Origin of the sequence: Cryobacterium sp. PAMC25264 (genome assembly GCF_019443325.1) — a bacterium.
GTDB lineage: Bacteria > Actinomycetota > Actinomycetes > Actinomycetales > Microbacteriaceae > Cryobacterium.
The window spans coordinates 1,934,264-1,960,476 of sequence record NZ_CP080383.1; the positions used below are offsets into that span (position 1 = coordinate 1,934,264).

15 protein-coding genes and 1 tRNA gene are annotated in these 26,213 nt (G+C 67.6%); 3 read left to right on the forward strand and 13 right to left on the reverse strand.

Annotated features, from left to right (window positions below; translation table 11 throughout):
- Positions 1-32: 32 nt before the first annotated feature.
- From KY500_RS08915 to KY500_RS08960, 10 genes are all read right to left on the reverse strand, one after another.
- On the reverse strand, positions 33-2,759 hold the full coding sequence (locus KY500_RS08915; protein WP_219903138.1) for a transglutaminase domain-containing protein: 2,727 nt from the start codon (positions 2,757-2,759) through the stop codon (positions 33-35).
- Positions 2,756-4,057, reverse strand: coding sequence for a DUF58 domain-containing protein (locus KY500_RS08920; RefSeq protein ID WP_219903139.1), 1,302 nt, complete (start codon positions 4,055-4,057; stop codon positions 2,756-2,758). Before KY500_RS08920 ends, KY500_RS08915 begins: the two co-directional genes overlap by 4 nt.
- The gene (locus KY500_RS08925) at positions 4,054-5,022 is read right to left on the reverse strand and encodes a MoxR family ATPase (protein ID WP_066596260.1); all 969 of its coding nucleotides are present in this window, start codon (positions 5,020-5,022) and stop codon (positions 4,054-4,056) included. The genes KY500_RS08920 and KY500_RS08925 overlap by 4 nt, the downstream gene beginning before the upstream one ends.
- Before the next feature lie 52 nt (positions 5,023-5,074).
- The gene (locus tag KY500_RS08930) at positions 5,075-10,396 is read right to left on the reverse strand and encodes an Ig-like domain-containing protein (protein ID WP_219903140.1); all 5,322 of its coding nucleotides are present in this window, start codon (positions 10,394-10,396) and stop codon (positions 5,075-5,077) included.
- Between the two features lie 232 nt (positions 10,397-10,628).
- Complete coding sequence (locus KY500_RS08935) at positions 10,629-15,917, reverse strand: Ig-like domain-containing protein (protein WP_219903141.1); 5,289 nt, start codon at positions 15,915-15,917, stop codon at positions 10,629-10,631.
- A 173-nt stretch (positions 15,918-16,090) separates the two neighbouring features.
- Positions 16,091-16,885, reverse strand: coding sequence for a hypothetical protein (locus tag KY500_RS08940; protein WP_370626915.1), 795 nt, complete (start codon positions 16,883-16,885; stop codon positions 16,091-16,093).
- A complete protein-coding gene (locus tag KY500_RS08945) occupies positions 16,869-18,539 on the reverse strand; it encodes a serine/threonine-protein kinase (RefSeq protein ID WP_219903142.1) in 1,671 nt (556 codons plus the stop codon). Before KY500_RS08945 ends, KY500_RS08940 begins: the two co-directional genes overlap by 17 nt.
- Positions 18,539-19,930, reverse strand: coding sequence for an FHA domain-containing protein (locus tag KY500_RS08950; RefSeq protein ID WP_219903143.1), 1,392 nt, complete (start codon positions 19,928-19,930; stop codon positions 18,539-18,541). Before KY500_RS08950 ends, KY500_RS08945 begins: the two co-directional genes overlap by 1 nt.
- Positions 19,931-19,960: 30 nt before the next feature.
- Positions 19,961-20,842, reverse strand: coding sequence for a PP2C family serine/threonine-protein phosphatase (locus tag KY500_RS08955; RefSeq protein ID WP_219903144.1), 882 nt, complete (start codon positions 20,840-20,842; stop codon positions 19,961-19,963).
- A gap of 145 nt (positions 20,843-20,987) precedes the next feature.
- Positions 20,988-22,013 carry a TerC family protein gene (locus KY500_RS08960; protein ID WP_219903145.1) on the reverse strand — a complete coding sequence of 342 codons (1,026 nt, stop codon included), beginning with the start codon at positions 22,011-22,013 and terminating at the stop codon, positions 20,988-20,990.
- 270 nt (positions 22,014-22,283) lie between these two features.
- Here KY500_RS08960 and KY500_RS08965 point away from each other — a divergent pair, with 270 nt between their 5' ends.
- Positions 22,284-22,577 (forward strand): 2TM domain-containing protein, encoded by a 294-nt coding sequence (locus KY500_RS08965; protein ID WP_219903146.1) that lies wholly within the window; start codon positions 22,284-22,286, stop codon positions 22,575-22,577.
- Between the two features lie 85 nt (positions 22,578-22,662).
- Here KY500_RS08965 and KY500_RS08970 read toward each other — a convergent pair whose 3' ends face one another.
- Both KY500_RS08970 and KY500_RS08975 read right to left on the reverse strand, forming a co-directional pair.
- A complete protein-coding gene (locus KY500_RS08970) occupies positions 22,663-23,223 on the reverse strand; it encodes a DoxX family protein (RefSeq protein WP_219903147.1) in 561 nt (186 codons plus the stop codon).
- Positions 23,224-23,380: 157 nt separating this feature from the next.
- Positions 23,381-23,453, reverse strand: a tRNA-Glu gene (locus KY500_RS08975).
- Between the two features lie 190 nt (positions 23,454-23,643).
- On the opposite strand from KY500_RS08975, the gene KY500_RS08980 reads away from it, so the two are divergent.
- Together KY500_RS08980 and KY500_RS08985 are read left to right on the forward strand one after the other, a co-directional pair.
- Positions 23,644-24,282 (forward strand): MBL fold metallo-hydrolase, encoded by a 639-nt coding sequence (locus tag KY500_RS08980; RefSeq protein WP_219903148.1) that lies wholly within the window; start codon positions 23,644-23,646, stop codon positions 24,280-24,282.
- 55 nt (positions 24,283-24,337) lie between these two features.
- Entirely contained in the window at positions 24,338-24,712 is a 375-nt protein-coding gene (locus KY500_RS08985) for a YciI family protein (protein WP_219903149.1), read from the forward strand.
- A 143-nt stretch (positions 24,713-24,855) separates the two neighbouring features.
- Here KY500_RS08985 and KY500_RS08990 read toward each other — a convergent pair whose 3' ends face one another.
- On the reverse strand, positions 24,856-26,166 hold the full coding sequence (locus KY500_RS08990) for a phosphoribosyltransferase (protein WP_219903150.1): 1,311 nt from the start codon (positions 26,164-26,166) through the stop codon (positions 24,856-24,858).
- Between the last annotated feature and the right edge of the window lie 47 nt (positions 26,167-26,213).

Here is a 26,213-nt window from a genome sequence, read left to right on the forward strand (position 1 = left end):
GGCTTATCCACTGGTGTATCCACCGTGCAACCCTACCTTCGGCCTCGTGCGGAGCCCCGGGAGCCCTCGCGGGCCCCGCGGAGATTGACCTGGTTCCAGTCGCGCTTGGAGCGCAGCCGGAACCGGGCGAACAGACGGCGCAACCGGCCCGCGGAGGCACTCGCTGTGGCGAGGGACGCCAGCGCCTGGACCCAGGTCTCGTCGACGACCTCGTCGTCGATCTCGCGGCCGCCGAACACGGCGCTGTCAACGGCATCGGCCACCGGCACCAGCCGGTGTGCCGCCACGACCTCGGCCGCGTCGATGAGGTCCACCGACCGGGCCGGGGCCGAGCCGGCCGTAGCCGGCCCGTCCGCGTCAGTCAGGTCCGGGGTGGACCCGGTCGATACCGGCGCAACCGCTGTGGCAGCGTCGGTCCGCGGCGTCTCAGAGGCCAGAGCGCCAGAGGCCGAAGCATCAGAGCCACGCGCTCCGGCGGTCAGCACGTCAGACGCGGGAGCGTCGGCGGTCGGCCGGGGACCAGCCGGCTCTGGCCGGGTGGCCAGCTGGGCGATGAGCTGGCTGTCCAGGCTCGCGGCGACCTGGCGACGGGTGGAGTCGCGAGGCACGTCGTAGCCGAGCTCGGCGAAACCGTCGGTCAGTTCCGACCAGGCTCCTGCGGCGCGCTGATCGCCCGTTCCCCTCGTCTTGCGCCGGCGTCGGCGCCGGGACTTGAGCAGCGCCACGATGAGCAACGGGAGGCCCAGGAGCAGCAGCGGGATACCGACGACGCCGATGGCGATCCACGCCCAGACGGGCAGAACGAAGTCCTTGTCCTTGGTCTCGTTCTTGGTGTCGTCGATCTCCACGGCAGTGAGCAGGTCGTCGGCCTCGTTGTCCATGCGCGGGGGCTGGCGCACCTGCGGCTGCGGCTCGGTCTTGGGCTTCGGGGTCTGGTCCTGAGGCACATCCGTCTGATCGGGGGTCGGGTAGAAGGGCACCCAGCCGATCCCCTCGAACGCTACTTCCACCCAGGCGGTCACATCGGTACCGGTGACCTCCACGCTCGCGGCGTCCTCGGCCACCTCGGGTGCGAAGCCCATGACCACGCGGGCCGGGTAGTTCAGGCTGCGGGCCATCAGGGCCATGGCCGCCGCGTACTGCTCCTCGTCGCCCACCATCTGGGTGCGGGTGAAGAGCTCGTTCAGCCGATCGGCGCCGTGGCCGGCCCGGGACGGGATGCCGTCTGAGGCCAGGCCGTGGCTGAGGAAGCCCTTCGTCTTCAGGGACTGCTCGATGGCGCGCAGGCTGTCGATGGGGGTGTCGGTGCCGCCGGAGAATTCGATGGCCTTGGCCACGACGACATCCGGGATGTTCTGCACGGCCGGCAGGGTGACATCGGCGACGGGAACGTTCTGGAGGTCTTCGTCGCGGTACGTCTGCTGCAACTGGGCGCTCACGGTGTACTCGTAGCCGGGTTCCACCCCGCTCGTGAGCACGGCGGTGCCGCTGTCGCTGTTGTAGCGCAGGCTCTCCGACTCTTCCTGACTGCCGGCGTCGTCGAAGTCCACGGTGGTCGGGTAGCCCACACCGGGCAGCCAGACGTCCTCGTATCCCACGACGTCGATGGTGACCGTGCTGTTCTGGATACTGGTGGCCAAGGCAGGCGCAGGAATGGTGCGTCCCACGAGCCGGAAGCTGCCGGACCCGCCGACGAGGGTGTCGGGCGCGGCCACGTTCCACAGCTTGCCGTCGTAGGCGTCCATGCTGGCCAGCCGCAGGACCTCGCCGGGCTGCAGACCGGTGACGGTGAACAGCGGGGTGTCGGCCAGCGTCTTGGTGTACTGCCGGAAGCCCGCAAGCGGGCTGGAGAACTCCAGCGGGTCGAATGGCGGCTGGATCTCCTCGCGCAGCACGAACCGGTCCTTCGGGTTCGGGGCGAGGAAGCCGCCGACGAGGGCGCCGATGAGCACCGCACCGAGCATGACGGTGGCCGTGCCGATGAGCTTGCGGCGGAAGAGCCGGCGGGTGCCGGCCGCATCCGCGCCGGACAGGGCGGCGCCCGAGCGGCTGGCGGAGCCCTGGTTGCTGCGCCGCCAGCCGATCCAGACGATGGCGACGACGGCAAACGCCACACCGCGCAGGCCCGCGAAGTAGGTCTGGTCGGTGCCCATCAGGATACCGGTGAGGTAGAGCAGCACCGGGCCGATGAGCAGCAGGCCCGTGCGCCACACCGTGCGGCGGTGCCGGGGCAACCAGCGACTGGCGAGCATGGTGGCGACCAGCGCGACCAGCCAGGCTGCGAAGTACGGCAGCACCGGCATGTAGTACGGGGCCTCGACGGGGGTGCCGAGGGTGACGATGTCGGCCCAGCCGAAGACCGCGCCGAGCGCGAGACCGGCCGTGGACGAGACGCTGGGCAGCACGCCCAGCAGGGCCTCGCCGGGCATGGTGAACGGCGTGCCGAGGAGGAAGTAGACCAGGATCGCCAGGAGGACGTTGGTGACGACGCCCAGCCGGAGGGCGTAACCGAGCACGGCGGCGCCGGTGCCCACGATCAGGCCGCCGAGTCCCGCCACGAGGAAGTTGTAGTCGCCGAAGGAGGTCTCCAGGCCCAGGACCCCGAGGAGCGAGAGCAGGCTGAGCACAGCGACATCCGCCCAGGCGGCGGACGGGAACGGACGCAGGGCGGCCAGACGGGCCCGGACCGGACCTGGAGCGGCCGGTGTGACCGGGCCCTGCGGCGTCGCGGTGCGCGGGGTGGGGTCTGAGCGGCTCATCGGTGTACCCGTCGGAGAAGTTTGGGCAGATCGGCCAGATCGCCGATGGTGACGACGGTGAGGCCGGACACGGTGGACAGCCGAGACTGCGCGCCCGGCTCGATCCGGAAGGCGAGGGTGGTCGCGTCCTTGCCGAACAGGGTCTGCGCGGCACGGAACTCGGTGAGGTCGATGGTGGAGCCGGCGACGATCATCACGACGCTGGGCGGCGGGAGCCGGCGGGTGGCGGCGCGGGCGAACTCGCGCAGGCCCGGGAAGAGGTCGCTCACCGGTTCGATGCGGGACGAGTCGTCGAGCAGGGCCACCGGAGTGGCGGTGCGGAGGGCCAGTTTCTCGCTCACCACGCTGAGGCCGGTGCCGTCGCGGATCACGCGCAACGCCAATGAGGCGGTGACGGACACGGCCAGCTCGAACTCGTCCTCCGAGGCGTAATACCGGTTCTCAGCGCTGTGCACGAGCGTGAGCTGGGTGCGTCGGGTCTCTTCGAACTGCCGCACCATGAGCTGGCCGGTGCGCGCGGAGGTGCGCCAGTGCACATTACGCAGGGCGTCGCCGGGCTCGTAGGCGCGCAGGGCGTGGAAAGAGATGTCGTCGCTGGTGATCTTCTTGGTGATCTCGCCCTCGAGGTCGCGCATCAGGCCGGCTGCCGAGGAGGCGATCCGGGTGGTCACCGGGTGCACAAACAGTTCGACGGCTTCGGTCCAGCGCACGGTGCGGCGCAGAAGACCGAGCTGGTCGCCGCGGACGGAGATGGCGGGACCGGCCACGATGACGGCCCGACGGTGCGTGGGCACCGCGAAGAGTTCGTCGTGTTCGGCGGCTGGTGCCAGGCCGGGGATCACGAACTCCGCGATACCGCTGCCGACGGGCAGTTCCATCCGCGCGGGCAGCAGGGCGCGTTCACCGGAGTTGGTGACGGTCATCTGGCCCAGGGCCCGCTCCCCCGCCACCACACGGTGCGGGTTGAGCTGCAGGTCGACGGCGTAGGTGGCCCGACCGACGATGAACGGCACCGCGACCAGGAGCGCCGCCAGGAGCGTGCTGGCCAGGTAGGTGAATTCCACCCAGCCGAACAGGGCGCTCACGGCGAAGGCGAGCACGGCGACCAGGAACACCAGGCGTCCGGCCGGTCCGACCACGTCCGTGACCGGGCGGATGCGCTGCAGTACGAGTGCGACCAGCTGCCGGGCCAGGCGCCAGGCATTGCCGGCGGCCGCCCCGAGCGCGCGCCCCAACGACCTCAGGGCGTGGACGGCCGGAGAGGTTCTCTGGGGGGAACGCTCGGTGCGAAGCGTCATGCGGCGCGGAAGGCGGGAGGAGCGACCTCGACCAGAATGCGGTTGACGATCTCTTCGGCCGTGACGCCGGCGAAGTCGGCCTCCGGGTCGACCATGATGCGGTGGGCCAGCACGGGCACGGCGAGGTCGCGGATGTCGTCGGGGGTGACGAAGGTGCGCCCCTGGGACAGCGCCCAGGTCTTGGCGGCGCGGGCGAGAGCCAGGGCGCCACGCATGCTGACGCCCAGCGTGGAGGAGACGTCGGTGCGGGTGGCGGTGACGATCTCGTTGAGGTAGCCGAGCACGGCGGCGTCGACGAAGACCTCGGAAGCGAGTTGGGCCATGGTCACGACTGAGCTGGACGCGATGATGGGCGTGATGCCGGCATCCCGGGCGCGGTTCGAGGAGTCGAGCAGCAGGGTGACCGCGGTGTCGTGGTCGGGGTAGCCGAGTGAGGTCTTGAACAGGAACCTGTCGAGCTGGGCTTCAGGCAGAGTGTAGGTACCGGCCTGCTCGACGGGGTTCTGGGTGGCGATGACCATGAACGGGCTGCCCACCTCGTGGCTGACGCCGTCGACGGTGACCCGGCCCTCCTCCATGACCTCCAGCAGCGCGGACTGGGTCTTGGGGCTGGCCCGGTTGATCTCGTCGGCGAGCACGATGGACGCGAAGATCGGTCCCTTGTGGAACTCGAAGATGCCCTTGCCCTGGTCGTAGATGGTCACACCGGTGACGTCGGAGGGCAGCAGGTCTGGGGTGAACTGGATGCGCGAGTGGGTGCCGTCGAGGGTGTTGGCCAGCGCCTTGGCGAGCACGGTCTTGCCGGTGCCGGGAAAGTCCTCCAGCAGCACGTGGCCGTTGGTGAGCATGGCGGCGACCACCAGGCGGATCACGTGCTCCTTACCCAGAATGGCCTGTTCGACGTTGCCGACCAGCTTGCCGAACGCCTCGGCGAACCAGTCTGCCTGTTCCTGTGTGACGCTCATTCGATGGTGTCCGTTCTGTTGGTCGTGGTCGGGTCGATCGGGCGGGAGGGCATTACATCGAGTTCCATTCCGCCCCGCTGATCGTGTTGCTGTAGAAGACGAATCCGTCGCTCACCCGGGTCAGGCGCACCCGGATGTTCTCTCCGGCCGGGCGGCTGCCGAGGGTGTTCGTAAGTTCCTGGGTTCCAGTGCGGCCCAGGGAATACCGGCTCTCAGAAACCGAGCCGCCCGAGACCTCCGTGGTGATCAGATAGTCGCCAGGCTCGACATTGGCGTAGGCGACGTTCACGCGGTGACAGATGGATGCGTCGGGGCAGCCGGACACGGAAGCGCCGCGGCCCTTCTGAATGGTCGCGCTCGGCGGGGGCGGCGGCGGGCTCGGCTGCGGAGTAGCGGTGTCAGAGGAGGTCCAGGCGCCGCAGCCGCGCGGGTTGCAGGCCTGCACCCGGTACTGGTACGGCTCGTTCACGTTCCCCTTGGCCGTGGCCGTGCGGGCTCCGCTGGTGGAGCCGTTGGAGGCGCTGCCCTTGATCCACTCGTACTTATAGCTCGACACTCCGCGGCCGCCGTCGCTGCCCGGCGCGGCCCAGCTCAGGCTGAGGTCACCGGTACCCTGCCCAGGCGCCTTGAGAGTGGCCGAGGCCGGGGCGCCGGGAAGCCCGTACGGGGTGACCGTGTTGCTCGCCGCCGAGGGAGTGGAATCGCCGATCGCGTTGCGCGCGGTCACCGTGAAGGCATAGTTGGTGCCGTTCTTGAGACCCGTGATCGAGTGCGTGCCCGCGCTGGCCACGGTCTGAGAGTCGCCGTTCCAGCTGATGACGTACTCCGTGATTCGCGAGTTGTTCGACGACGGGGCCGTGAAGCTCACCGTGGCGCTCCCGTCGCCCTCCACGGCTTGTGGCCGGTTGGGGGCGTCAGGGTTGTTGCGGATCACGAAGGTGATGCGCGCCTGGGTCTGGCGAGCGGGATCCCTGGTGGCGTCCTGGATACGGTAGACCACGGTGAGGGTCCCGGTGGCACCCGAGCCGGTGTTCACGGTCACCCCGGTGGCGGTGTTGCTCACCGTGGCGGTGCCCACCTGCTGTTCGATGACGGCGGAGAGCACCGTGAGCGGCTTGCCGTCCTGAGCGAACGGGTTGTAGTCGTTGTCGAGCACGGGCACCGTGATGGAGGTGCTCGGGCGGGTCTCGATGCCGGCGCCATTGGGTCCGGCGTCGTCGACGGCCTGCGGCAGCGGCCGGGTCGAGGAGACCACGCTCACGTCCACCGATCCGGGGATCGTGAACTCCTTGTAGGTGACCGTAAAGGTCACCCGCACCTTGGTTCCCGGTTGAGTGCCGAGCGGGGAGGAAACCACCAGGTTGGCGCCGTCGAGGGTCGCGGCGACATCCGCCGTGGCGCCGGCCAGGGCGCCGTAGCTGAGCTTCTCGATGATGGCGGGGTTGGGATGCCCGCTGGAAGAGCGCAGGTTGACGATCGTCGCCGCTTCTCCGGCCTGAACCGTCACCTTGGGCGGGGTGAAGGTGGGGGCGACGTCCTCGAAGTTGGGGTCGCCGACCGTGATCGGGATCGTCAGGGTGGCCTGGCGGCCCTTGGGGTCGCCGGCGCTGGTGCCGTCGGTGACGACGAAGGTGAGGGATGCCGGTCCGCGGTAGTCGCGTGCCGCCACGAACGTGAGGGTGTTTCCGCTCACGGGGTTGGAGCCGTCGCTGTTGGTGGCGGTGGCGCTGAGCAGCAGGGCGGGCTGGCCGGAGGGCACCTCGACGATGTCGGCGAGGCTCCAGGACTTGGAGCCGTTCATCTTGACGACCTGCGGGCCGATGTCGCGCAGGAACGGCGGCGGGAACTGCTCTTCTTCGGGGGTCGGTGCGGTGGTCGGCTGGTTCTCCGGCTCGACGGTTTCGGCCTTGGGCGTGGGTGGAACGATGATGAACGCGGTAGCGCTGAGCTGGTCGATCTCGTTTGTGAGCCGGTAGGCGATGGCCTGGCGTTGGGTGGAAGGCTCGACGCGTACGGTGCCGTCGGTTTGCAGTTCGGCGTTGGCCGCGTTGGGGCCTTCGAGGCTGATGACGAGGTCTTCGATGAGGCCGCTGGGGTTCTCCGCGCCGTCGAGCACGGGCACGTTGATGGGCGTGCCGGCGAGCACCTCTTCGGGTTCGACGAAGTGGTCGATCGCGACCGGGTACTGCGCCTTGGCGTCCTCGGTGACCTTGACCTGCACGAAGGCGGTGTCGGCGCCGCCGTGCCCGTTGGTGATCTCGTACCGCAGCGTGTAGGTGCCCTCCTCGGCAGGAGCCTCCACGATTACGCGGCTGCCGTCGACCTTCGCGGTCAGACCCGGGTCCACCTCCGGCAGCTTTTTGGTCAGGGTGAGCTTGTACCCGTTCGGGTCGGAGTCGTTCAAGACCACGGGGATCGAGCCGGTGCGGCCCGGCTTGATCTCAATGGCATCATCGACGGCGTTCGGCGGCAGCAGCTCTATGGGGCGGGGAATCACGCCGATGCGCACGGTGCCCTCGGCGGTCGCGCCGAGCGTGTCGGCCACCTGGTAGGTGAAGGAGTCGGTTCCGGCCGTGCCGGGGAAGGCTTCGTAGACGAAGAAATCGCTGCCCTGGTCGACGATTCGACCGAGCTCGGGTGCCGAGGTGACCGCGGTGAGATAGACGGAGTCCCCGTCAGGGTCGATGCCGTCCAGCGGCACCTGCACCTTGATGGTGGACTCGGCGAAGGTGCGCATGGTCAGCGGCAACGGGGTGGGTGCGCGGTTGCCGGCGTCGTCGGGGCCGATGACCGTGAAGCGCACGGTAGCCGTGGCCGTTTCGGCGAACGCGTCGCTGATGCGGTAGGTGACGCTGTACGAGCCGGGTTGCGCGGGCGCCTGGAAGCGGACGCTGTTGCCGGACACGAAGGCCAGGCCACCCACGTTCTCGGTGTCGGTGAGGTTGGGGTCCACGGTCATCGTGGCGGAGTCGGGGTGGTAGTCGTTGTCGAGCACGGGCACGGTGACGATGTCACCCGCGCGCACGGACACGGTGTCATCGACCGCGACCGGGGGCTGATGCTTGATCAACGGCGGCACCGGCACCACCGTGACACCGGCCGTGGAACTGTTCTCACCATCACTGATCGTGTACGTGAACTGCACCTGCTGCGTCAACGCAGCAGATGCCGTGACCCGCAGCACCGTGTTCGTGAGAATCTCGACCGTGACCAGGTCATCCGTCGTGCTCAGATCCACCGACTGCACCGCCAGGACCCGGCCACTGGGCGACACATCGTTATCCAACACCGGAATCATCACCGGCTCCGCCGCCCGCAAATACGCCGTGTCCTTCACCGCGATCGGCGGCAACACATCCGCCGGATTCTCCACCACATCCACCCGGATCAAACCAACACTCGACGTCGCCCCAGCACCCAGACTGTACGTGAAAACGTAACTGGCCGCCTTACCCGACGACACCGCGACCGTACCCCGCTCCAGATTCGCCACCGCGGACAAATCGTTGGGAACCTCATTCACCCCGATCAACGCCAAAGGCGCCCCCGACGGCGTCACATCATTCTTCAACGGCTCAATCAACGCCGTCTCCCCCACAAACACCGTCGTGAAATCCGGAGTCCCCACCGGGTTCAACGACCCCGCAGCCTTCACATCCACCGTCAACACACCCGTAGCGGTGAGAGTGCCATCCGACACCACGAACTGCACCTCCTTCACCCCCAACTCAGCCGTCTTCGACTCAAACGTGACAAAACCCTCCGGACCGAACCGCACCCCATCACCCGTCGTCGGCGACGCCGACACCAGATAAATGTCATCCCCGTCCGGATCAATCCAATCCGAGAGCACGTTGTAACTGACCAGCTGACCCTGCTCCACACTGATCGCACCAACCCGGTTCGACACCGGAGCCACATTCTGATCCAACGGACGCATCGACACATTCACCTGCGCCTCAGCCACCGCACCCCGACCATCGGCCACCGTGTACCGGAACGACACCGTCCCCGCCACCGACTCCGCCGGCGTGAACTGCAACGCCCGCCCACCATCAATGAAATCCAGGCGACCCTGCGACTGAGAAAAACCACTCACATTCGTCACCGTCAACACATCACCATCAGGATCCGTGTCATTCTCCAACACCGGCAACACCGTCGTCTTACCCGGCCGCACCCCATACTCATCATCACGAGCCAGAGGCGCCCGATTCACATTCGTCCGCTCCGCCAGAGTGTCCTCAAACGACTGCTGCGCCGCCTTCTCCGTCCCGTCCTCAGCCTCCTCCTCCTCCGGAGGAGTCACCTCTTCCCAGTTCTCCACCAGGCGCATATTCGAATCAACCAACCACACATTCCCATTCGACAGGTTGTTCAACGCAATCACATCCCGATTCACCCGGAACTCCAACACACTGCCCACCGTCGGCTGCTCGATCGTCTCCCGCAGCACCTCGGCACCATCGCACGCGGCAAGGTAACGCTGCGCGCCGCCCCACGCGCCGTGCGCGCAGCCGTTCAACCAGACCGGGGAAGAAACTCCGGCGGGGTCGGTGACCGCGGTAGGGAGGTCTGCGTCGACCGCCACGATGTCGCTGCCGTCGGCGGCGCCGTCCAGGGGAATCTGGAGCAGGGACTGGCCCGTGGCCACGAGGACGGCGTCGTGTTCGGCGCCGGACTGTTGCAGTTTGACCGCACCGGCCGGCAGCTCGGTGGCGGAGCCGTCGACGATCAGGGTGCCATTCTCGGTGTCGAGCAGGACAGGCTTCTCGCCGACGGCGGCGATCTGGAAGTCGCCGAGTTCGGGTAGCTCGCTGGTCGTGGGTTCGGATTCCTCGGCGGTGGGGTCGTAGCTGGTGAGTGTTTTATCTTTTTTCGAAGCGCCGAAGACGACGCCGTCGGGTGACACGGCGATGTGGCCGCCCTTGCCCAGGTTGAACACCGGGTCGGTGGTCTTCGGGTCGAAGCTCAACTCCCCCGCGGCGTTGATCACCCACACGTCACCGGTCTGAGCCATCACCGCGATCGAATCACCGCCGTAAACCACCTCAGACCCCGGAGCCACATCCACCCGTTCACCGAGCGTCGTGAACGCCGGGTCGATGCGCTCGATCGACCCGACACTCTCGTCGATGAGAAAAACGTCGTCACCGTCCTGCAACACATCGAACGCGCTCGACGCAGCATTGACCGACCCGTTCAACTCCTCGATCTGCCGGTTCAACCGACCCGCCAGCAACTGCTTACCGTTAGTCACCCAGACATCCCGGGCCGAAAGGTCCACATCCGTCACCGGGAAACCCTCGTGCAACACCGCAAACGTCAACGGCACACCCGCCAACACCGACAACGCCACCACGGATGCCGACATCCGCCGACCACGCAACCACGAACTGAGCGTCCCCACCCGTGTCCCCCTCGTAGCTGTTGCCTGTGCTGCTGAATGCTGTGCTGCTGAACTGTAGAACTGCTGCGGTGCCCACTCGTGCGGTGCCGAACTCGCCCACGCCGGGACTATTGGCACTGCCCCCTGACCGGCTTTTACGCTAGCACGCAAATGAGTGCCACCCGCATGGGGAGCGCTCCCCATACGGGTGTGTTCATCAGCAGTTCGGAATCGGCGAGCCGTTGGTGTCGGAGATGCGGATGAACCAGCCGTCGTAGCTACCGTCTTCGATCTGGAAGTAGTACCAGTTCTTGCCGTTTCGCACCGAGAGGCAGATGGCGTCGATCACGGTGCCTGGCTGCAGGTAGCCGCGGGCGTTCATGGTGCAGCCGACGTCGGCGTTGGTGGGCGGCGTGTAGTACGTCGAGTCGGGCTCAGGGCAGGCCCGCTGGGTCACGGAATAGCCGTAATGGGTCGGCGCCCACGGCGGCGGCGGAGTGGTCGGCGTGGCGGCGTTCGACGCCGTCCAGGCGCCGCAGCCGCGAGGGTTGCACGCCTTGACCTGGAATCGGTACTGATCGTTCGCGTTGCCGGTGGCGGATGCCGTACGCGCGGACGTCGACCCGCCGTTGACCCCGCCTCCCTCCAGCCACTGGTACTCGTAGCTCGTCACACCGCGGCCGCCGGTACTGCCGGGGGCCGCCCAACTGAGTCCGAGGGCACCGCTGCCGGTGTTGGAAGCGGTGAGCTTGGCGCTGGCGGGGGCTCCCGGCACGCCGTACGGCGTGATGGTGCTGCTGGGGGCCGACGCAGACGACGTGCCCTTGGCGTTGTGGGCGACCACCTGGAAGGCGTAGTTCGAGCCGTTGGTCAGCCCGGTGATGTCGTAGGTACCCGCACCCGTGACGTCCTTGCTGCCGCCACCGGTCCAGGTGATGGTGTAGCCGGTGATGGGCGAGTTGTTCGACGACGGGGCGGCGAAGCTGACGGTGGCCGTGGCGTCGCCCTCGGCGGCGGCCGGCGCGTTGGGCGCATCCGGGCGGTCGCGGATGACCAGGGTGATGCGGCCCTGGGTGGCGCGGGCCGGGTCCCGGGTTGCGTCCTGGATGCGGTACACCGCCGTGAGGGTTCCGGTGGCGCCGGGCCCCGTGGTGATGGTGACGCCACTGGCGGTGAAGGCGACGGATGCCTTTCCGCCGCTGACGTCCTGCTCGAGAGCGGCGGAAACCACGGTGAGCGGTTTACCGTCCTGCGCGAACGGGTTGTAGTCGTTGTCGAGGACCGCCACCTGCACGGTCGAGCTCGGCGTCGTCTCAATGCCCGCGCCGTTGGGTCCGGCGTCGTCGACGGCCTGGGCCAGGGCCCGGCTGGAGGAGACGACCGTGACGGTGACGGAGCCCGGCACGGTGAACTCCTTGTAGGTCACGGAGAACGTCAGTGTGACCTTGGTGCCCGGTTGGGTGCCGAGCGGAGCCGAGACCGAGAGGGAGCCGCCGTCGAGGGTCGCCGCGACATCCGCCGTGGCGCCGGCCAGCGAGCCGTAACTGAGCTTCTCGATGATGGCGGGGTTGGGGTGGCCGCTGGAGGAGCGCAGGTTCACGACCTGGGCGGCCTCTCCGGCCTCGACGGTGACCTTGGGCGGCGTGAAGGTGGGCGCGACGTCTTCGAAATTGGGGTCGCCGACCGTGATCGGGATGGTGAGCGTGGCTTGCCGGCCCTGGGGATCGTCGGCGCCGGTTCCGTCGGTGACGACGAAGGTGACGGATGCCGGTCCGCGGTAGTCGCGCGCGGCCACGAAGCTCAGTGACGCCGACCCGGTCATGGGATTGGAACCGTCGCTGTTTGTGGCGGTGGCGCTGAGCAGCAGGGCAGGTTGGCCGGATGGCACCTCGACGATGTCGGCGAGGCTCCAGGACTTGGAGCCGTTCATCTTGACGACCTGCGGGCCGATGTCGCGCAGGAACGGCGGCGGGAACTGTTCTTCCTCGGGCGTCGGTTCGGTGGAGGGCTGATTCGACGGTTGGGCCGGTTCGGCCTTGGGCGTGGGTGGAACGATGATGAACGCTGTGGCGCTGAGCTGGTCGATCTCGTTCGTGAGCCGGTAGGCGATGGCCTGGCGGTCATCCGACGGCTTGACGCGAACCGTGCCGTCGGGCTGGATGGTGCCCGACCCGGCGTTGGGGCCTTCGAGGGTGATGACGAGGTCCTCGATGAGGCCGCTGGGGTTCTCCGCGCCGTCGAGCACGGGCACGTTGATGGGAGTGCCGGCGAGGACCTCTTCGGGTTCGACGAAATGGTCGATCGCGACCGGATACTGCGCCTTGGCGTCCTCGGTCACCTTCACCTGCACAAACGCGGTGTCGGCGCCGCCGTGCCCGTTGGTGATCTCGTACCGCAGCGTGTAGGTACCCTCCTCGGCAGGAGCCTCCACGATTACGCGGCTGCCGTCGACCTTCGCGGTCAGACCCGGGTCCACCTCCGGCAGCTTCTTGGTCAGGGTGAGCTTGTACCCGTTCGGGTCGGAGTCGTTCAAGACCACGGGGATCGAGCCGGTGCGGCCCGGCTTGATCTCGATGGCATCGTCGACGGCGTTCGGCGGCAGGAGCTCGACCGGCCGCGCGATGACGCCGATGCGCACGGTGCCCTCGGCTGTCGCGCCGAGGGTGTCGGCCACTTGGTACGTGAACGCGTCGGTTCCCGCGGTGCCCGGGTAGGCCTCGTAGATGAAGTAGTCGCTGCCCTGGTCCACGATGCGGCCCAGAGTGGGGGCGCTCGTCACGGCCGTGAGGTAGACGGAGTCCCCGTCGGGATCGATGCCGTCCAGCGGCACCTGCACCTTGATGGTGGAGTCCGCGAAGGTGCGCATGGTCAGCGGCAACGGCGTCGGCGCCTGGTTCCCCGCGTCGTCGGGGCCGATCACGGTGAAGCGCACCGTGGCGGTCGCGGTCTCCTGGAAGGCATCCGTGATCGTGTAGACCACGCTGTAGGCGCCGGGCTCGGTCGGGGCCTGGAATCGCACCTGGTTGCCCGTGACAAAAGCCAGCCCGCCGGCGTTGGCCGTGTCGGCCAGTTCCGGAAGAACCGTGAGGGTGGCGGAGTCGGGGTGGTAGTCGTTGTCGAGCACGGGAACGGTGACGATGTCACCCGCGCGCACGGACACGGTGTCATCGACCGCGACCGGGGGCTGATGCTTGATCAACGGCGGCACCGGCACCACCGTGACACCGGCCGTGGAACTGTTCTCCCCATCACTGATCGTGTACGTGAACTGCACCTGCTGCGTCAACGCAGCAGATGCCGTGACCCGCAGCACCGTGTTCGTGAGAATCTCGACCGTCACCAGGTCATCCGTCGTGCTCAGATCCACCGATTGCACCGCCAAGACCCGGCCGCTGGGCGACACATCGTTATCCAACACCGGAATCGTCACCGGCTCCGCCGCCCGCAAATACGCCGTGTCCTTCACCGCGATCGGCGGCAACACCTGATCGGGGTTCTCCACCACATCCACCCGGATCAAACCAACACTCGACGTCGCCCCGGCACCCAGACTGTACGTGAAAACGTAACTGGCCGCCTTACCCGACGACACCGCGACCGTACCCCGCTCCAGATTCGCCACCGCGGACAAATCGTTGGGAAGCTCATTCACCCCGATCAACGCCAAAGGCGCCCCCGACGGCGTCACATCATTCTTCAACGGCCCAATCAACGCCGTCTCCCCCACGAACACCGTCGTGAAATCCGGAGTCCCCACCGGGTTCAACGACCCCGCAGCCTTCACATCCACCGTCAACACACCCGTAGCGGTGAGAGTGCCATCCGACACCACGAACTGCACCTCCTTCACCCCCAACTCAGCCGTCTTCGACTCAAACGTGACAAAACCCTCCGGACCGAACCGCACCCCATCACCCGTCGTCGGCGACGCCGACACCAGATAAATGTCATCCCCGTCCGGATCAATCCAATCCGAGAGCACGTTGTAACTGACCAGCTGACCCTGCTCCACACTGATCGCACCAACCCGGTTCGACACCGGAGCCACATTCTGATCCAACGGACGCATCGACACATTCACCTGCGCCTCAGCCACCGCACCCCGACCATCGGCCACCGTGTACCGGAACGACACCGTCCCCGCCACCGACTCCGCCGGCGTGAACTGCAACGCCCGCCCACCATCAATGAAATCCAGGCGACCCTGCGACTGGGAAAAACCACTCACATTCGTCACCGTCAACACATCACCATCAGGATCCGTGTCATTCTCCAACACCGGCAACACCGTCGTCTTACCCGGCCGCACCCCATACTCATCATCACGAGCCAACGGCGCCCGATTCACATTCGTCCGCTCCGCCAGAGTGTCCTCAAACGACTGCTGGGCCGCCTTCTCCGTCCCGTCCTCAGCCTCCTCCTCCTCCGGAGGAGTCACCTCTTCCCAGTTCTCCACCAGGCGCATATTCGAATCAACCAACCACACATTCCCATTCGACAGGTTGTTCAACGCGATCACATCCCGGTTCACCCGGAACTCCAACACACTGCCCACCGTCGGCTGCTCGATCGTCTCGGTCACGACGTCGCTGGAGTCGCAGGCGGCCAGGTAGCGCTGCGCGCCGCCCCAGGCGCCATGCGCGCAGCCGTCCAACCACACGGGTGCGGAGATCCCGGCGGGGTCGGTCACGGCGGTGTCGATGGAGGCGTCGATGGTCACGACATCCGAGCCGTCTTCGGCACCGTCGAGCGGTATTTCCAGCAGCCCGGTGCCGGTGGCGACGATGGCGCGGTCGCTGTCGGCCCCGGACTGCTGCAGCTTCACGGTTCCCGACGGCACCGTCAGGGTCTTGCCGTCGACGAGGACGCGGTCCTCCCCCGGTTCCAGAATGACGGGAGTCTCGCCGACGGTGGCGATCTGGAAGTCACCGAGTTCGGGCAGCTCGCTCGTGGTGGGTTCTGACCCGTCCTCTGAAATGGGGTCGTAACGGGTCAGGGTCTTCTCGGCGGCGGAGGCGCCGAAGACGACGCCGTCGGGTGACACGGCGATGTGCCCGCCCTTGCCCAGGCTGAACACCGGGTCGGTGGTCTTCGGGTCGAAGCTCAACTCCCCCGCCGCATTGATCACCCACACATCACCGGTCTGAGCCATCACCGCGATCGAATCACCGCCGTAAACCACCTCAGACCCCGGCGCCACATCCACCCGTTCACCCAGCGTCGTGAACGCCGGATCGATCCGCTCGATCGACCCGACACTCTCGTCGATGAGAAAAACGTCGTCACCGTCCTGCAACACATCGAGCGCGCTCGAAGCAGCGTTGACCGACCCGTTCAACTCCTCGATCTGCCGGTTCAACCGGCCCGCCAGCAACTGCTTACCGTTAGTCACCCAGACATCCCGGGCGGCCAGGTCCACATCCGTCACCGGGAAACCCTCGTGCAACACCGCAAACGTCAACGGCACACCCGCCAACACCGACAACGCCACCACGGATGCCGACATCCGCCGACCACGCAACCACGAACTGAGCGTCCCCACCCGTTTTCCCCTCGTGTGTTGCCGGTGCGTCAGTGACGAGACCCGGCCGCAGGACCCGTGCGCGTCATCCGCTACTGCGGGACGTTCAGCACAGGCTCCTGACCGGGTTCACGCTAGCACGCGAACGGGTGCCGCTCCTATGGGGACTGCTCCCCATCGACGAGGCCGCCGGTATCAGTGCCGGGCACTGCGCCGGACGCCGACAGCCGGGATTCCTCGGCCGCACGGTCGAGGAGCATCACGTCGTCCAGGCTCACCAGCCGGGTCGCGACCGCGTACTCGACCAGGCGCGCGCGCCGATTCGTGGCGAGATGGCCGGCACCGCCGCGCAGGCCGGCCACGCCGAGCTTGTCGAGCTTGCTGCACACGTTGTCGAGCTTGCGGTTGAAGGTCGTCATGCTCCATCCGAGCCTGGCGGCGGCCTCGGCCGAGCTGGGAATAGCGCCCCGGCCGGGAACGGCCTGGGTGAGGATGCTCTCGGACAGCGCCACGATGAGCAGCCGCTGGCTGGTGGTGAGTATCACCGGCAGGATCGTGGTGGTTCCGCCCTCGTGGGCGGCCGACAGCGACGTGTTGTAGAAGTCGTCCTCGGCGTGGATGGTGAAGTCGTAGGTCGAGGACCCGGCGCTGAACATGACATGCATGGTCTGGAAGACGATGGGCAGTTTGGCGCCCGGTGCCAACCACGCCTGCACGGTTCCCGTGCTGTCGGAGACGGTGGCCGAGAGCAGGTTTCCGACGTTGGCGATCCACCACAGGCCGAAGTCCTCGTAGAGCCGGAGGAAGGTGCGGTGCAGATAGGGGTTGTCGTCGATGGTGAGATCGGATTCCCGGCCGATGGAGAAGGGTGTGCCGGAGTCGACGGAGTACCACTCGCCGCAGAATTCCACGCGGAGCGGCTTCACCAGGATGGTCTCACCGGTTGCAGGCACGGTTCGCCTCCGAGATCTTGCCGTCGGCCCGCTGCAGGTAGATGTCCAGGCACACCGTCGATCCGGGCACGACGCCCTCGACGGTGATGTCTGCGGTCTTGCTCAGGGTGGGCTGGTCCGGGTTCTCGGCACGTGCCCACCGGAACACATCGCCCTCCTGCGGGCTGGGGTTGCTCACCGTGAAGGTCACCTGGGTGCCGTCCTCCGAGGTGGATGTGCCGTCCAGGACGGGTGCGGGGACACCGACCACGGCGTTGATGCCGGCGGGTTTCGCGGGCGCCGCGGACTGGGTGGGGGTCAGCGCGGACCCGGTGGCTCCGGTGAGGGTGACGGCCGTAGCCACGCCTCCGATCAGGAGGGCACCCACGACGATGGATCCGATCAGCAGGAGAGGTCGCCGCCGGGCCGGGGCGTCGATGGGCGGCTCGGTAGCTTCTTCGACGGGTTCGGCGGGAGTGGTCACGGGGGCGGGCGCCGGCCGGGACCCGCGTGGGCGAACCACCGTGCGCTCGCGGACCGGTTCGATGACCCGAGCGCCGCGGAGGCGGGTGGCGTCGGCTTGGTCGGGTTCGCCGGCCGTCGGAGACTCCGCTGTCGGGGCATTCGGGGGCACGGGGCGTCCGGGCGCGGCTGCGGGTGCCTGGGCGGAGATGGAGACGACCGACCGGGCCCGGGTCTCGTCGTCGCCGGCCGGCGCATCTGGCCGGGAGTGCTGGACACCGGCAATGGTGGGGATGTCGATGCCGGTGGGCGCGTAGCCGAGCTCGAGTTCCACTCGCTGCAGGGCACGGGCGAAGTCCACGGCAGTAGCGAACCGGTCATCCCGGCGGCTGGCCATGGCCTTGGCCAGCACGGCGACCAGCGAGCTGGGCACGTCGTCCCGGCCGATGGGCGTGATGGCGCCGCGTTCGATCCGGCCGATCAGGTCGAGCGTGCCGTTGGACCGGCCGCGGATCTCGAAGGGCGTCTGCCCGGCCAGCAGGGTGTGGATGGTCGCGGCCAGTGAGAACACGTCGCTGCGCACGTCGGGGCGGGGGTCGTCCTCGAACATCTCCGGCGGCGACCACGGTACGCTCATGCCCACCGACTGGCTTTCCCCGGTTCCGGTGGCCTCGGCACCGCCCGGCAAGCCACCGCCGGTCACGGTGTGCACGGGCAGCTCGTCGTCCAGGCTCGACGAAATGCCGAAGTCGGTCAGTGCGGGCCAGCCGAAGTCGTTGGTGAGCACATTGGCCGGTTTGATGTCGCGGTGCAAGATTCCGGCCGCGTGCGCGGTGGCGACGGCGCCGGCCAGGCGCACGCCCGTGCGCAGGGCGTCGTCGACAGCGAAGCGTTCCCGTTTGTACCGCTCGGCCATGCTCGGGCCCGAGCAGTGCTCCATGACGAAGTAGGGCCGGCCGTCCCCGGCGACGTCGGCGTGGTAGATCGTGACGATGTACGGATGCGTCGACAGCTGCGCCATCAGGTTCGCCTCGTCGACGAACTGGGCCTGGGTGGAGGGGTTGAGCTGTTCGGTGAGCAGGACCTTCACCGCGACCCGGCGTCGCGGCAGGCGCTGCTGGTAGAGGAAGACGTCAGAGAACCCACCGGAGCCGAGAATGGAGACGAATTCGTAGCCGGGTAGCTCGGGGGCGACGGAGGGTGCGCGGCGCATCACTCCTGCCCGACCGTGATGGTGATGCCGCTACCGAGGTCGACGACGGTTCCCACGATGACCGCGGTGGGTTCGCCCTGCCGGAGCTTCTGGGGTGGTTTTCCGGGCAGCGCCACGAGGGTGCCGTTGCGGGAGTGCAGGTCGGTGACCACAACGGTGTCACCCTCGACCGTGAAGTGCACGTGGTTGCGGGAGACGTCCTGGTCGGCGCCGCCCAGGCTGACCAGGCGCGGCACCAACCCGCCGGACATCTGGCTGACGCTGGGCGCCCGGCCGATGCGGATCGGCTGGCTGAGCGGTTCGCGAACACCGCTGGGCAGCAGCAGGTACAGCCGCGGCGCCGGAGCGGCCGCGGGGGCGGCTTCCGGTCGGCGCCGGGACGCGCGCAGTTTCTGCAGGTCGCCGCTCATGACGGTGTGGCCGTCGTGGTCGCCGGCAAGCTCGTCGTCGATGTCGGGCTGCGCGGCCGCGGGAGCGGCGGCTGGCGCGGCCGCGGGATGAGCCTCGTCGTCGGCCTCACTGTCGGGTCGGACGGCGGCTTGTTCGACACCGCGCATGACGGTGGCCCCGAACAGGTGGTCGTATCCGCCGAGGTCGGCGGCAGAATCGGGGCTTGACGCCCCATCGGCGCCGTCCGGAGCAGAGTCCGCGGGAACAACATCCGCGGCAGCATGATCGGCGGGCACGATGTCGGTGATGGTCTGTTCGCTGGCGGGTTCGGCGATATCCTCCTGCGGCAGCGGCAGCGGCGCGGGAGCCGTGACCGGGGCGACGGCCGGGGTGGCCGATTCGGTGGGGCTCACCGGGGCCGCGGGCGCGGCACCGAGGACCGCGGGTGGCGGCACGATCCGGGAGGCCTGCGCTAGCGGAGCCGAGGCGGATTCCGTCGAGTCGACAGGATCGACGGCCAGGTGCAGACGCCGGGTGCGCACCAGGCCCGCCACCAGCGGAAGCCCCGCGTCGATCGACAGGGGGGCCTGGTCGTCGACGTCCGGGTCGCTGCCCGGCTCCGTCAGCGGAGTCGCCGTGATCGACGCGCCGGTCACGTCGGCGACGGATCGTTCCACCCAGGTGGAGATGCCCAGTCCGCCGATCGAGACGTCCCCGCCCGGGGTCTGCAGCACCACGACGACGTCGCCGCGCACGAACACGCGCACCGTGGCCGGCACCGTCTTCTCCCACGAGAGAAGCGCGAACGGCGGGGTGCGGGACAGTCCGCCGGAGGTGAGCTCGTCGAGCACCGTGCGTGCGCCGGCGTCGGCGGAGACCTCCGCGGTCAGACCGGCCCAGATGCGCAGTGCGGCAGGCACGTCGGCCGGTAGCAGCAGCACCCGGTCCCCCGTCGCCGCGGCCAACCAGCCGCCCGAATTGTCATCGTCGTACGAAAGCACAGATCCCCCCATTGCCTTTCCTGTCCCTGCCTACTGCGGATTCGCGTCGCGCGGTCGCGTGTCTTCGAGGTGCTCGTGCAAGCCGCTCGAGCGCTCCCGGGTCACCCCGGAGTCCTGACCGGGGTCGCCCCAGGTGGATTCCACGATCACAACGGTGACGTTGTCCCTGCCGCCCTTGGCCAGGGCCGCCGCAACGAGCACGTCGGCCAGCGAGCCGAGGTCTTCCGGCACGGTGTGCGAGGCCAGGAGCGCGGCGATCTCTCCCACGCTCAGTTCTTTGGTGAGGCCGTCGGAGCAGATCAGGAAGCTGTGGCGCCCGGTCGCCGGCAGCAGCCAGACATCCGCGTCGACGAACTCGTCGGCGCCGATGGCACGGGTGATGACGTTACGGTCCGGATGTTTCTCGGCATCCGTCGCCTTGATCAGGCCGGCGTCGACCATCTCCTGCACGGCCGAGTGGTCGACGCTGAGCTGCTCGAGTGTGCGGCCGTCCCAGGTGTAGATGCGGGAGTCGCCGATGTTGAACGCCATCCAGTGGAAGCCGACGTCGTCGCCGGCGTCCACGAAAGCCACTCCGGCCAGGGTCGTGCCGCTGACGGCGGTGCCGAAGTCGTCGGCCGAGCTGAGGAGCCGAACGGCGTCGTTCGAGGAGTGGATCGCATCCAGGATGCGTTCGGGAGTGGAGGGGATGTCCTGTTCGATGTGTTCGACGAAGACGCGGATGACGGTTTGGCTGGCGGCGTCTCCGTGGGCGTGGCCACCCATTCCGTCTGCAACGAAGAAGACCGGCGACTGGGCCAGGTAGCTGTCCTCGTTCACCTTGCGCACGCGGCCGACATCGCTGCCGGCGCTGAAGCTGAACTGAACACTCGACTCCCCGAGAGTGATTGCACTCTCGCCATTCACCGCCATGTGCACTCCACGAATCGCGTCCTTGCTCCGAGCGAGCGCTCCACCCCGTCCGGGGGAAGTGGAGCTACCACCGTACCAATACCATCGGTCGGATCAGACGCACGCTGACCGGGAGATTCCCGGCCATGGCGCCTGGCCCGCACGGTCACTCGCCGGTCGGCCCGCCGATCTCTTCCCTGGCACTCGTGCCCGCTCGGCGCGCGTCCCGCCGGGTCTTCACGAGACTGGCGACGGTGGCAACGGCCATCGACACGATGATCACGGCAAGCGAGGTCCAGGTGTCGATCTCGGGGGCCCACTCAAAGCCCTTGCCACCGTTGAGGAACGGGACCTCGTTGGTGTGCAGGGCGTGGAAGACGAGCTTGACTCCGATGAAGAACAGGATGAAGGCGATGCCGTACTTGAGGTACTCGAGCCGTTCGAGCAGGCCGCCGAGCAAGAAGTACAGCTGACGCAGGCCCATCAGGGCGAAGACGTTGGCCGTGAAGACGATGAACGGGCTCTGGGTGATGCCGAAGATCGCCGGGATCGAGTCGAGGGCGAAGATCAGGTCGGTGGTGCCGATGGCGATCAGGACGATCAGCATGGGGGTGAAGAGCTTGCGGCCGTCGATCGTGGTGCGGATCTTCGAGCCGTCGAAGCTGGGCGAGATGCGGATGTGGCGGCGCAGGTAGCGCACCAGGCCGTTCTCGGCGTCGTCGTCGCCGCCTTCCTTGGCGAAAGCCTGGTGGATGGCCGTGTAGAGCAGGAAAGCACCGAAGATGTAGAAGATCCAGCTGAAGTTCTCGATCAGCTGGGCGCCGAGCAGGATGAAGATACCGCGCAGCACGAGGGCGATGATGATGCCCACCATCAACACTTCCTGCTGGTATTTCCGCGGCACGGAGAACCTCGCCATGATGATGACGAAGACGAACAGGTTGTCGATCGACAGGCTGTACTCGGTGAGCCAGCCGGCCAGGAACTGCCCGGCATGTTCGCCGCCGCCGAAGATCAGCATCAACAGAGCGAAGACCAGAGCCAGGCCCACGTAGAACACCACCCAGAGGGTCGCTTCCCGCACCGAAGGGACATGGGGGCGCTTGTAGACGATCAGCAGGTCGGCGACGAGGATCAGCGTCAGGATGACCAGCGACGCCACCTCGAACACAATGGGCAGCTCAAGATTCACGAAAAAGGGGCCTTTCAGAACGCGGCGGGTGCTGGAGTCAGCGATAACCCGAAAGTCTCTCCCGTACCGGATGTCCGGTACCACCGCCGCCGGGACCACCGGAAAGCGGTCCGTGTTGACGACCACGGCATAGGGCCCGCCCGAAGGGAGCCCACAGGGATACTCCCCTTCGACCATCCGATCTTACCCGCGTAGGCCCGCACCGGCTCGTCCCGGGGATCAACCGGTCGAGGGATGGCCGGGCCCCGGGCCCGGCGCTACTGTCGGCACATGAACAACGACGAACTGCGGCTACTCGCAACCAAAAGACTCAAGGCACGCCGGGACTTCTGGAACTACTGCGGTGTGTGGCTCGGGGTGTCGATCATCGTGGTCGCTGTGTGGCTACTGACCACTCCCGGAGGGTATTTCTGGCCGATCTTCCCGATCGGCGGCATGGGAATCGCCGCCTTCTTCATTGGCCTGGATGCCTTCGGCCCCAATCGCGGAATCATCACGGAAGAGGACATCGACAACGAGGTGGCCCGCATCACCCGCTCGAACCCGCGCGGTGGGTCGAACTAACCGCCGGCCGACACGATAGAACCGGCCACCCCATGGGGTGGCCGGCCGGTACTGCTGGAGTGCGGTGTCGCTGGAGTGCTGGTCCTTAGATGAGCCAGGTGTACTTCTGAACGATCGGCAGGGCCTTCCAGGTCTTGCCGAAGCCCCAGGTGTCGCCGGCGGCGAAGACCGCGACCACGATCAGGGCCAGCGCGTAGATGATGTGGTAGTCGACGAGCGGGTTGGTGGAGGCGGCGCCGGCCGTGAAGGGCCATTCGGCCAGGTACATGAAGACCATGATGAGGCTGCCGGCTGCCGCGCTGATGCGCAGTCCCACGCCGAGCATGACGGCCAGGCCCACCGCGATCATGCCGAGCATGAAGAGGAAGTCCACCAGCGGGCTGGCGATGCCCACGAAGAACGGCTGGAGCGGTCCGGTGACACCGGGGCTGTTGAGGAAGCCCTGGGCCGGGGTTCCACCATTCAGCCAGGCGCGCTCCGACGGAGTGGAGAAGCCCAGGCCGAAGGTCTTGTCGAGGAATGCCCACAGGAAGATGAATCCAGTGGCCAGACGCAGCACCGCGAGGGTACGACGCTGGAGCAGGGTGGTGCCGGTCGTCGCGGCGGGGGCGGTAACCGCGGCCCCGCGGGTGGTGGTGCTGGCCATGGGAGGGTGTCCTTCGGGTTGTGTCCGGAGTTCGGTGCCGTCTGACACTGGACTGTGAGTTCTAGACTCCCAGCCATTTTCAGCTACGACAGGGTCGAACGTCCCGCCCGGGTACAAAAAAGCCCGGCCTCCTTCACAGAAAGAGACCGGGCGTTTGTGACCCCAACCGGATTCGAACCGGTGTTACCGCCGTGAGAGGGCGGTGTCCTAGGCCGCTAAACGATGGGGCCGTTTTTGCAACTTCACGAGTATGCCACAGCCTGGATACTCAGTTCAAATCGAGTGCCGTGTCCGCGCGTCGTGCCGCGCACGTGCGGTGCATCCGCATGGCCTGTCAGAGTGCTGCACGGGACTGCGGGTGCTCACAGGATGCGCGTGTCGCGCGTTGTCCGCACCCCCGTTTGGGTATTAGCTCAGAACATGAAGTTGACCAAACTGGAGCACGCCGCACTCGTCCTCGAAGCCTCCGGGCAGAAGCTGTTCATCGATCCGGGCTCGTTCACCACAGCGCTGACCGAAACGGCCAATGCGGCGGCCGTCGTGATCACGCACGAGCACGCCGACCATTGGACGCCCGAGCAGTTGAACCGCGTGATCGCCATGAACCCGGGCGTTCCCATCTACGGGTCGGCCGGCGTGGCCGCCGCCTCTGGCGATATCGCCGTGACGATCGTCTCCGCCGGCGACACCATCGAAGCCGGTCCGTTCACGCTCCGGTTCTTCGGTGAGAAGCACGCCGTCATCCACTCGTCGATTCCAGTGATCGACAATGTGGGCGTGCTCGTCAACGACGAGTTGTTCTACCCGGGTGACTCGTTCACGATTCCGGAGGATGTGAAGGTCAAGACGCTGGCCGTTCCGGCCGGTGCGCCGTGGTTGAAGATCGCCGAGGTCATCGACTACGTGCTCGCCGTCAAGCCGATGCGGAGCTTTCCCACTCACGAGATGGGCTTGTCGCGTAGCGGCAAGGACCTCGCCAACTCCCGGATCAAGGCGGCCACCGAGCAGAACGGCGGCACTTTCTTTCCGCTCGAACCGCACGAATCGCTCGACCTGTAACCGTTCCAACCGCACCACGCACCGCCTGACCGCTGGAAGGATCGAAGGAGATCTCATGCGCTTCTCGTTGCTCATCATCAAGGCCGAGAGCGAGGAGGGTGACGTCTCCGAGGAGGAGCTGCCGCCGTTCCGCGAGCTGTTCGACGCCTACGCCGCGTCGCTCCAGGAGTCGGGTGCTCTGATTGCGGCGGACATCTTCCGGCCCGCCGCGGAGTCCACCACGGTGACCCTCCGCGGCGGCAGCCGTCAGGTGCAGGAGGGCCCCTACCTCGACGCGGTGGAGACGCTCTCGGGCTGCTTCGTGATCGACGTACCGAATCGCGCCGTCGCGCTGGCCTGGGCTGAGAGATGCCCGGCGGCCCTCTACGCCGTGGTCGAGGTGCGCCAGGCCGCGGTGTCGTTCCGGGAGGGACGCTGGCGCGAGCACTGAACACTGCTCAGTCGGGGGCGAGGGGCAGACGAAGCCTGCGCACGACGATCACGTCCAGGGGTGCAGGCCGAGCACCACGATGTTGCGGCACTGGAGGAGCCGGGCCAGTTGCCGGCCGGCATCCGCTCGATCGGCGACGAGGGTTACGACAGCAGGTGGCGGGCGAACCACTCGGCGGCCAGGTCGGCGGCCGCGCCCAGGGTGCCCGGTTCCGAGAAGAGATGCGTGGCCCCGGGCACGACGGCCAGCCGGTTCTCGCAACGGAGAAGTCGTTGCGCGTCCCGGTTGAGTTCGAGCACCGTGAGGTCGGCGCCGCCGACAATGAGCAGGGTCGGCGCGGTAACCTGCGGCAGCCGGTCGCCGGCCAGGTCAGGTCGGCCCCCGCGGGACACCACCGCGCCGATCTCGAGATCCGGCTCGCCGGCCGCCCATAGCGCCGCGGCGGCTCCGGTGCTGGCGCCGAAGTAGCCGACACGGAATCGGGAGGCATCGGAGAGGTCGGTCAGCCATCGGGTGACCGCGGCCAGTCGCCGGCCGAGCATCTTGATGTCGAACACGTTGGCGCGGTCGAGTTCCTCGGCCGGGGTGAGCAGGTCGACAAGGAGCGTGCCGAGCCCGACCCTGTACAGCACCTCGGCCACGTACTGATTGCGCGGGCTGTGCCGGCTGCTGCCGCTGCCGTGGGCGAAAACCACCACAGCGCTCGCGGAGGCGGGCAGGTGTAGGTGGCCGCGCAGGGTCACGTCGGACAGCGGGATATCCAGGTCGGCATCCGTGTCGGTGCCGGGCGAGGCGTCACGGCCGGACTCGCCGGCGATCCGCCGGTCCGCCTCCTCCAGCAGCCGGGTGACATCGTCATCCTCGGTCGCCGAGAAGTCGGAGTAGAACTGCCCGACCGCCCAGAACGACTCCGGCGCGTCCACGTAGACGATGTCGTCGGCCCCGGTGAGATTCGGCAGCGTGCTGGCGGCGATCACGGGCGCGGCGAGGATGACGCGCTCGGCACCCAGCCGCCGCGCGACGTCGCAGGCCACCTGGGCGGTGGCGCCGGTGGCGACGCCGTCGTCGACGATCACCACGGTGCGCCCCCGAAGGTCGATCCGGTCACGACCGGGCCTGAGCCGGGCCACCCGGGCGTCGAGCTCGATGCGTTCGCGGGCCTCGACGGCCTCAACCTCGGCGTCGGTGACGCCGGTGAGCGCCACGATCGATTCGTCGACGAGTTCCTCGCCGCCCTCGCCGATGGCGCCCATCGCGAACTCGGGCTGGAAAGGCACGCCGAGTTTCCGCACCACGATCACGTCCAGCGGGGCGTCCAGGGCCGAGGCGACCTCGAACGCCACCGGCACTCCCCCGCGCGGAATGCCGAGAACGACGACGTCCTGGTCGCGCAGGGAGAGCAGCTGCCGGGCCAAGAGTCGGCCGGCTTGCACTCGATCAGTGAAGTGCACCATCCAGCCATGATCACCCGGGAGCCGGCCGACCGCTAGTCGCCCGCGGT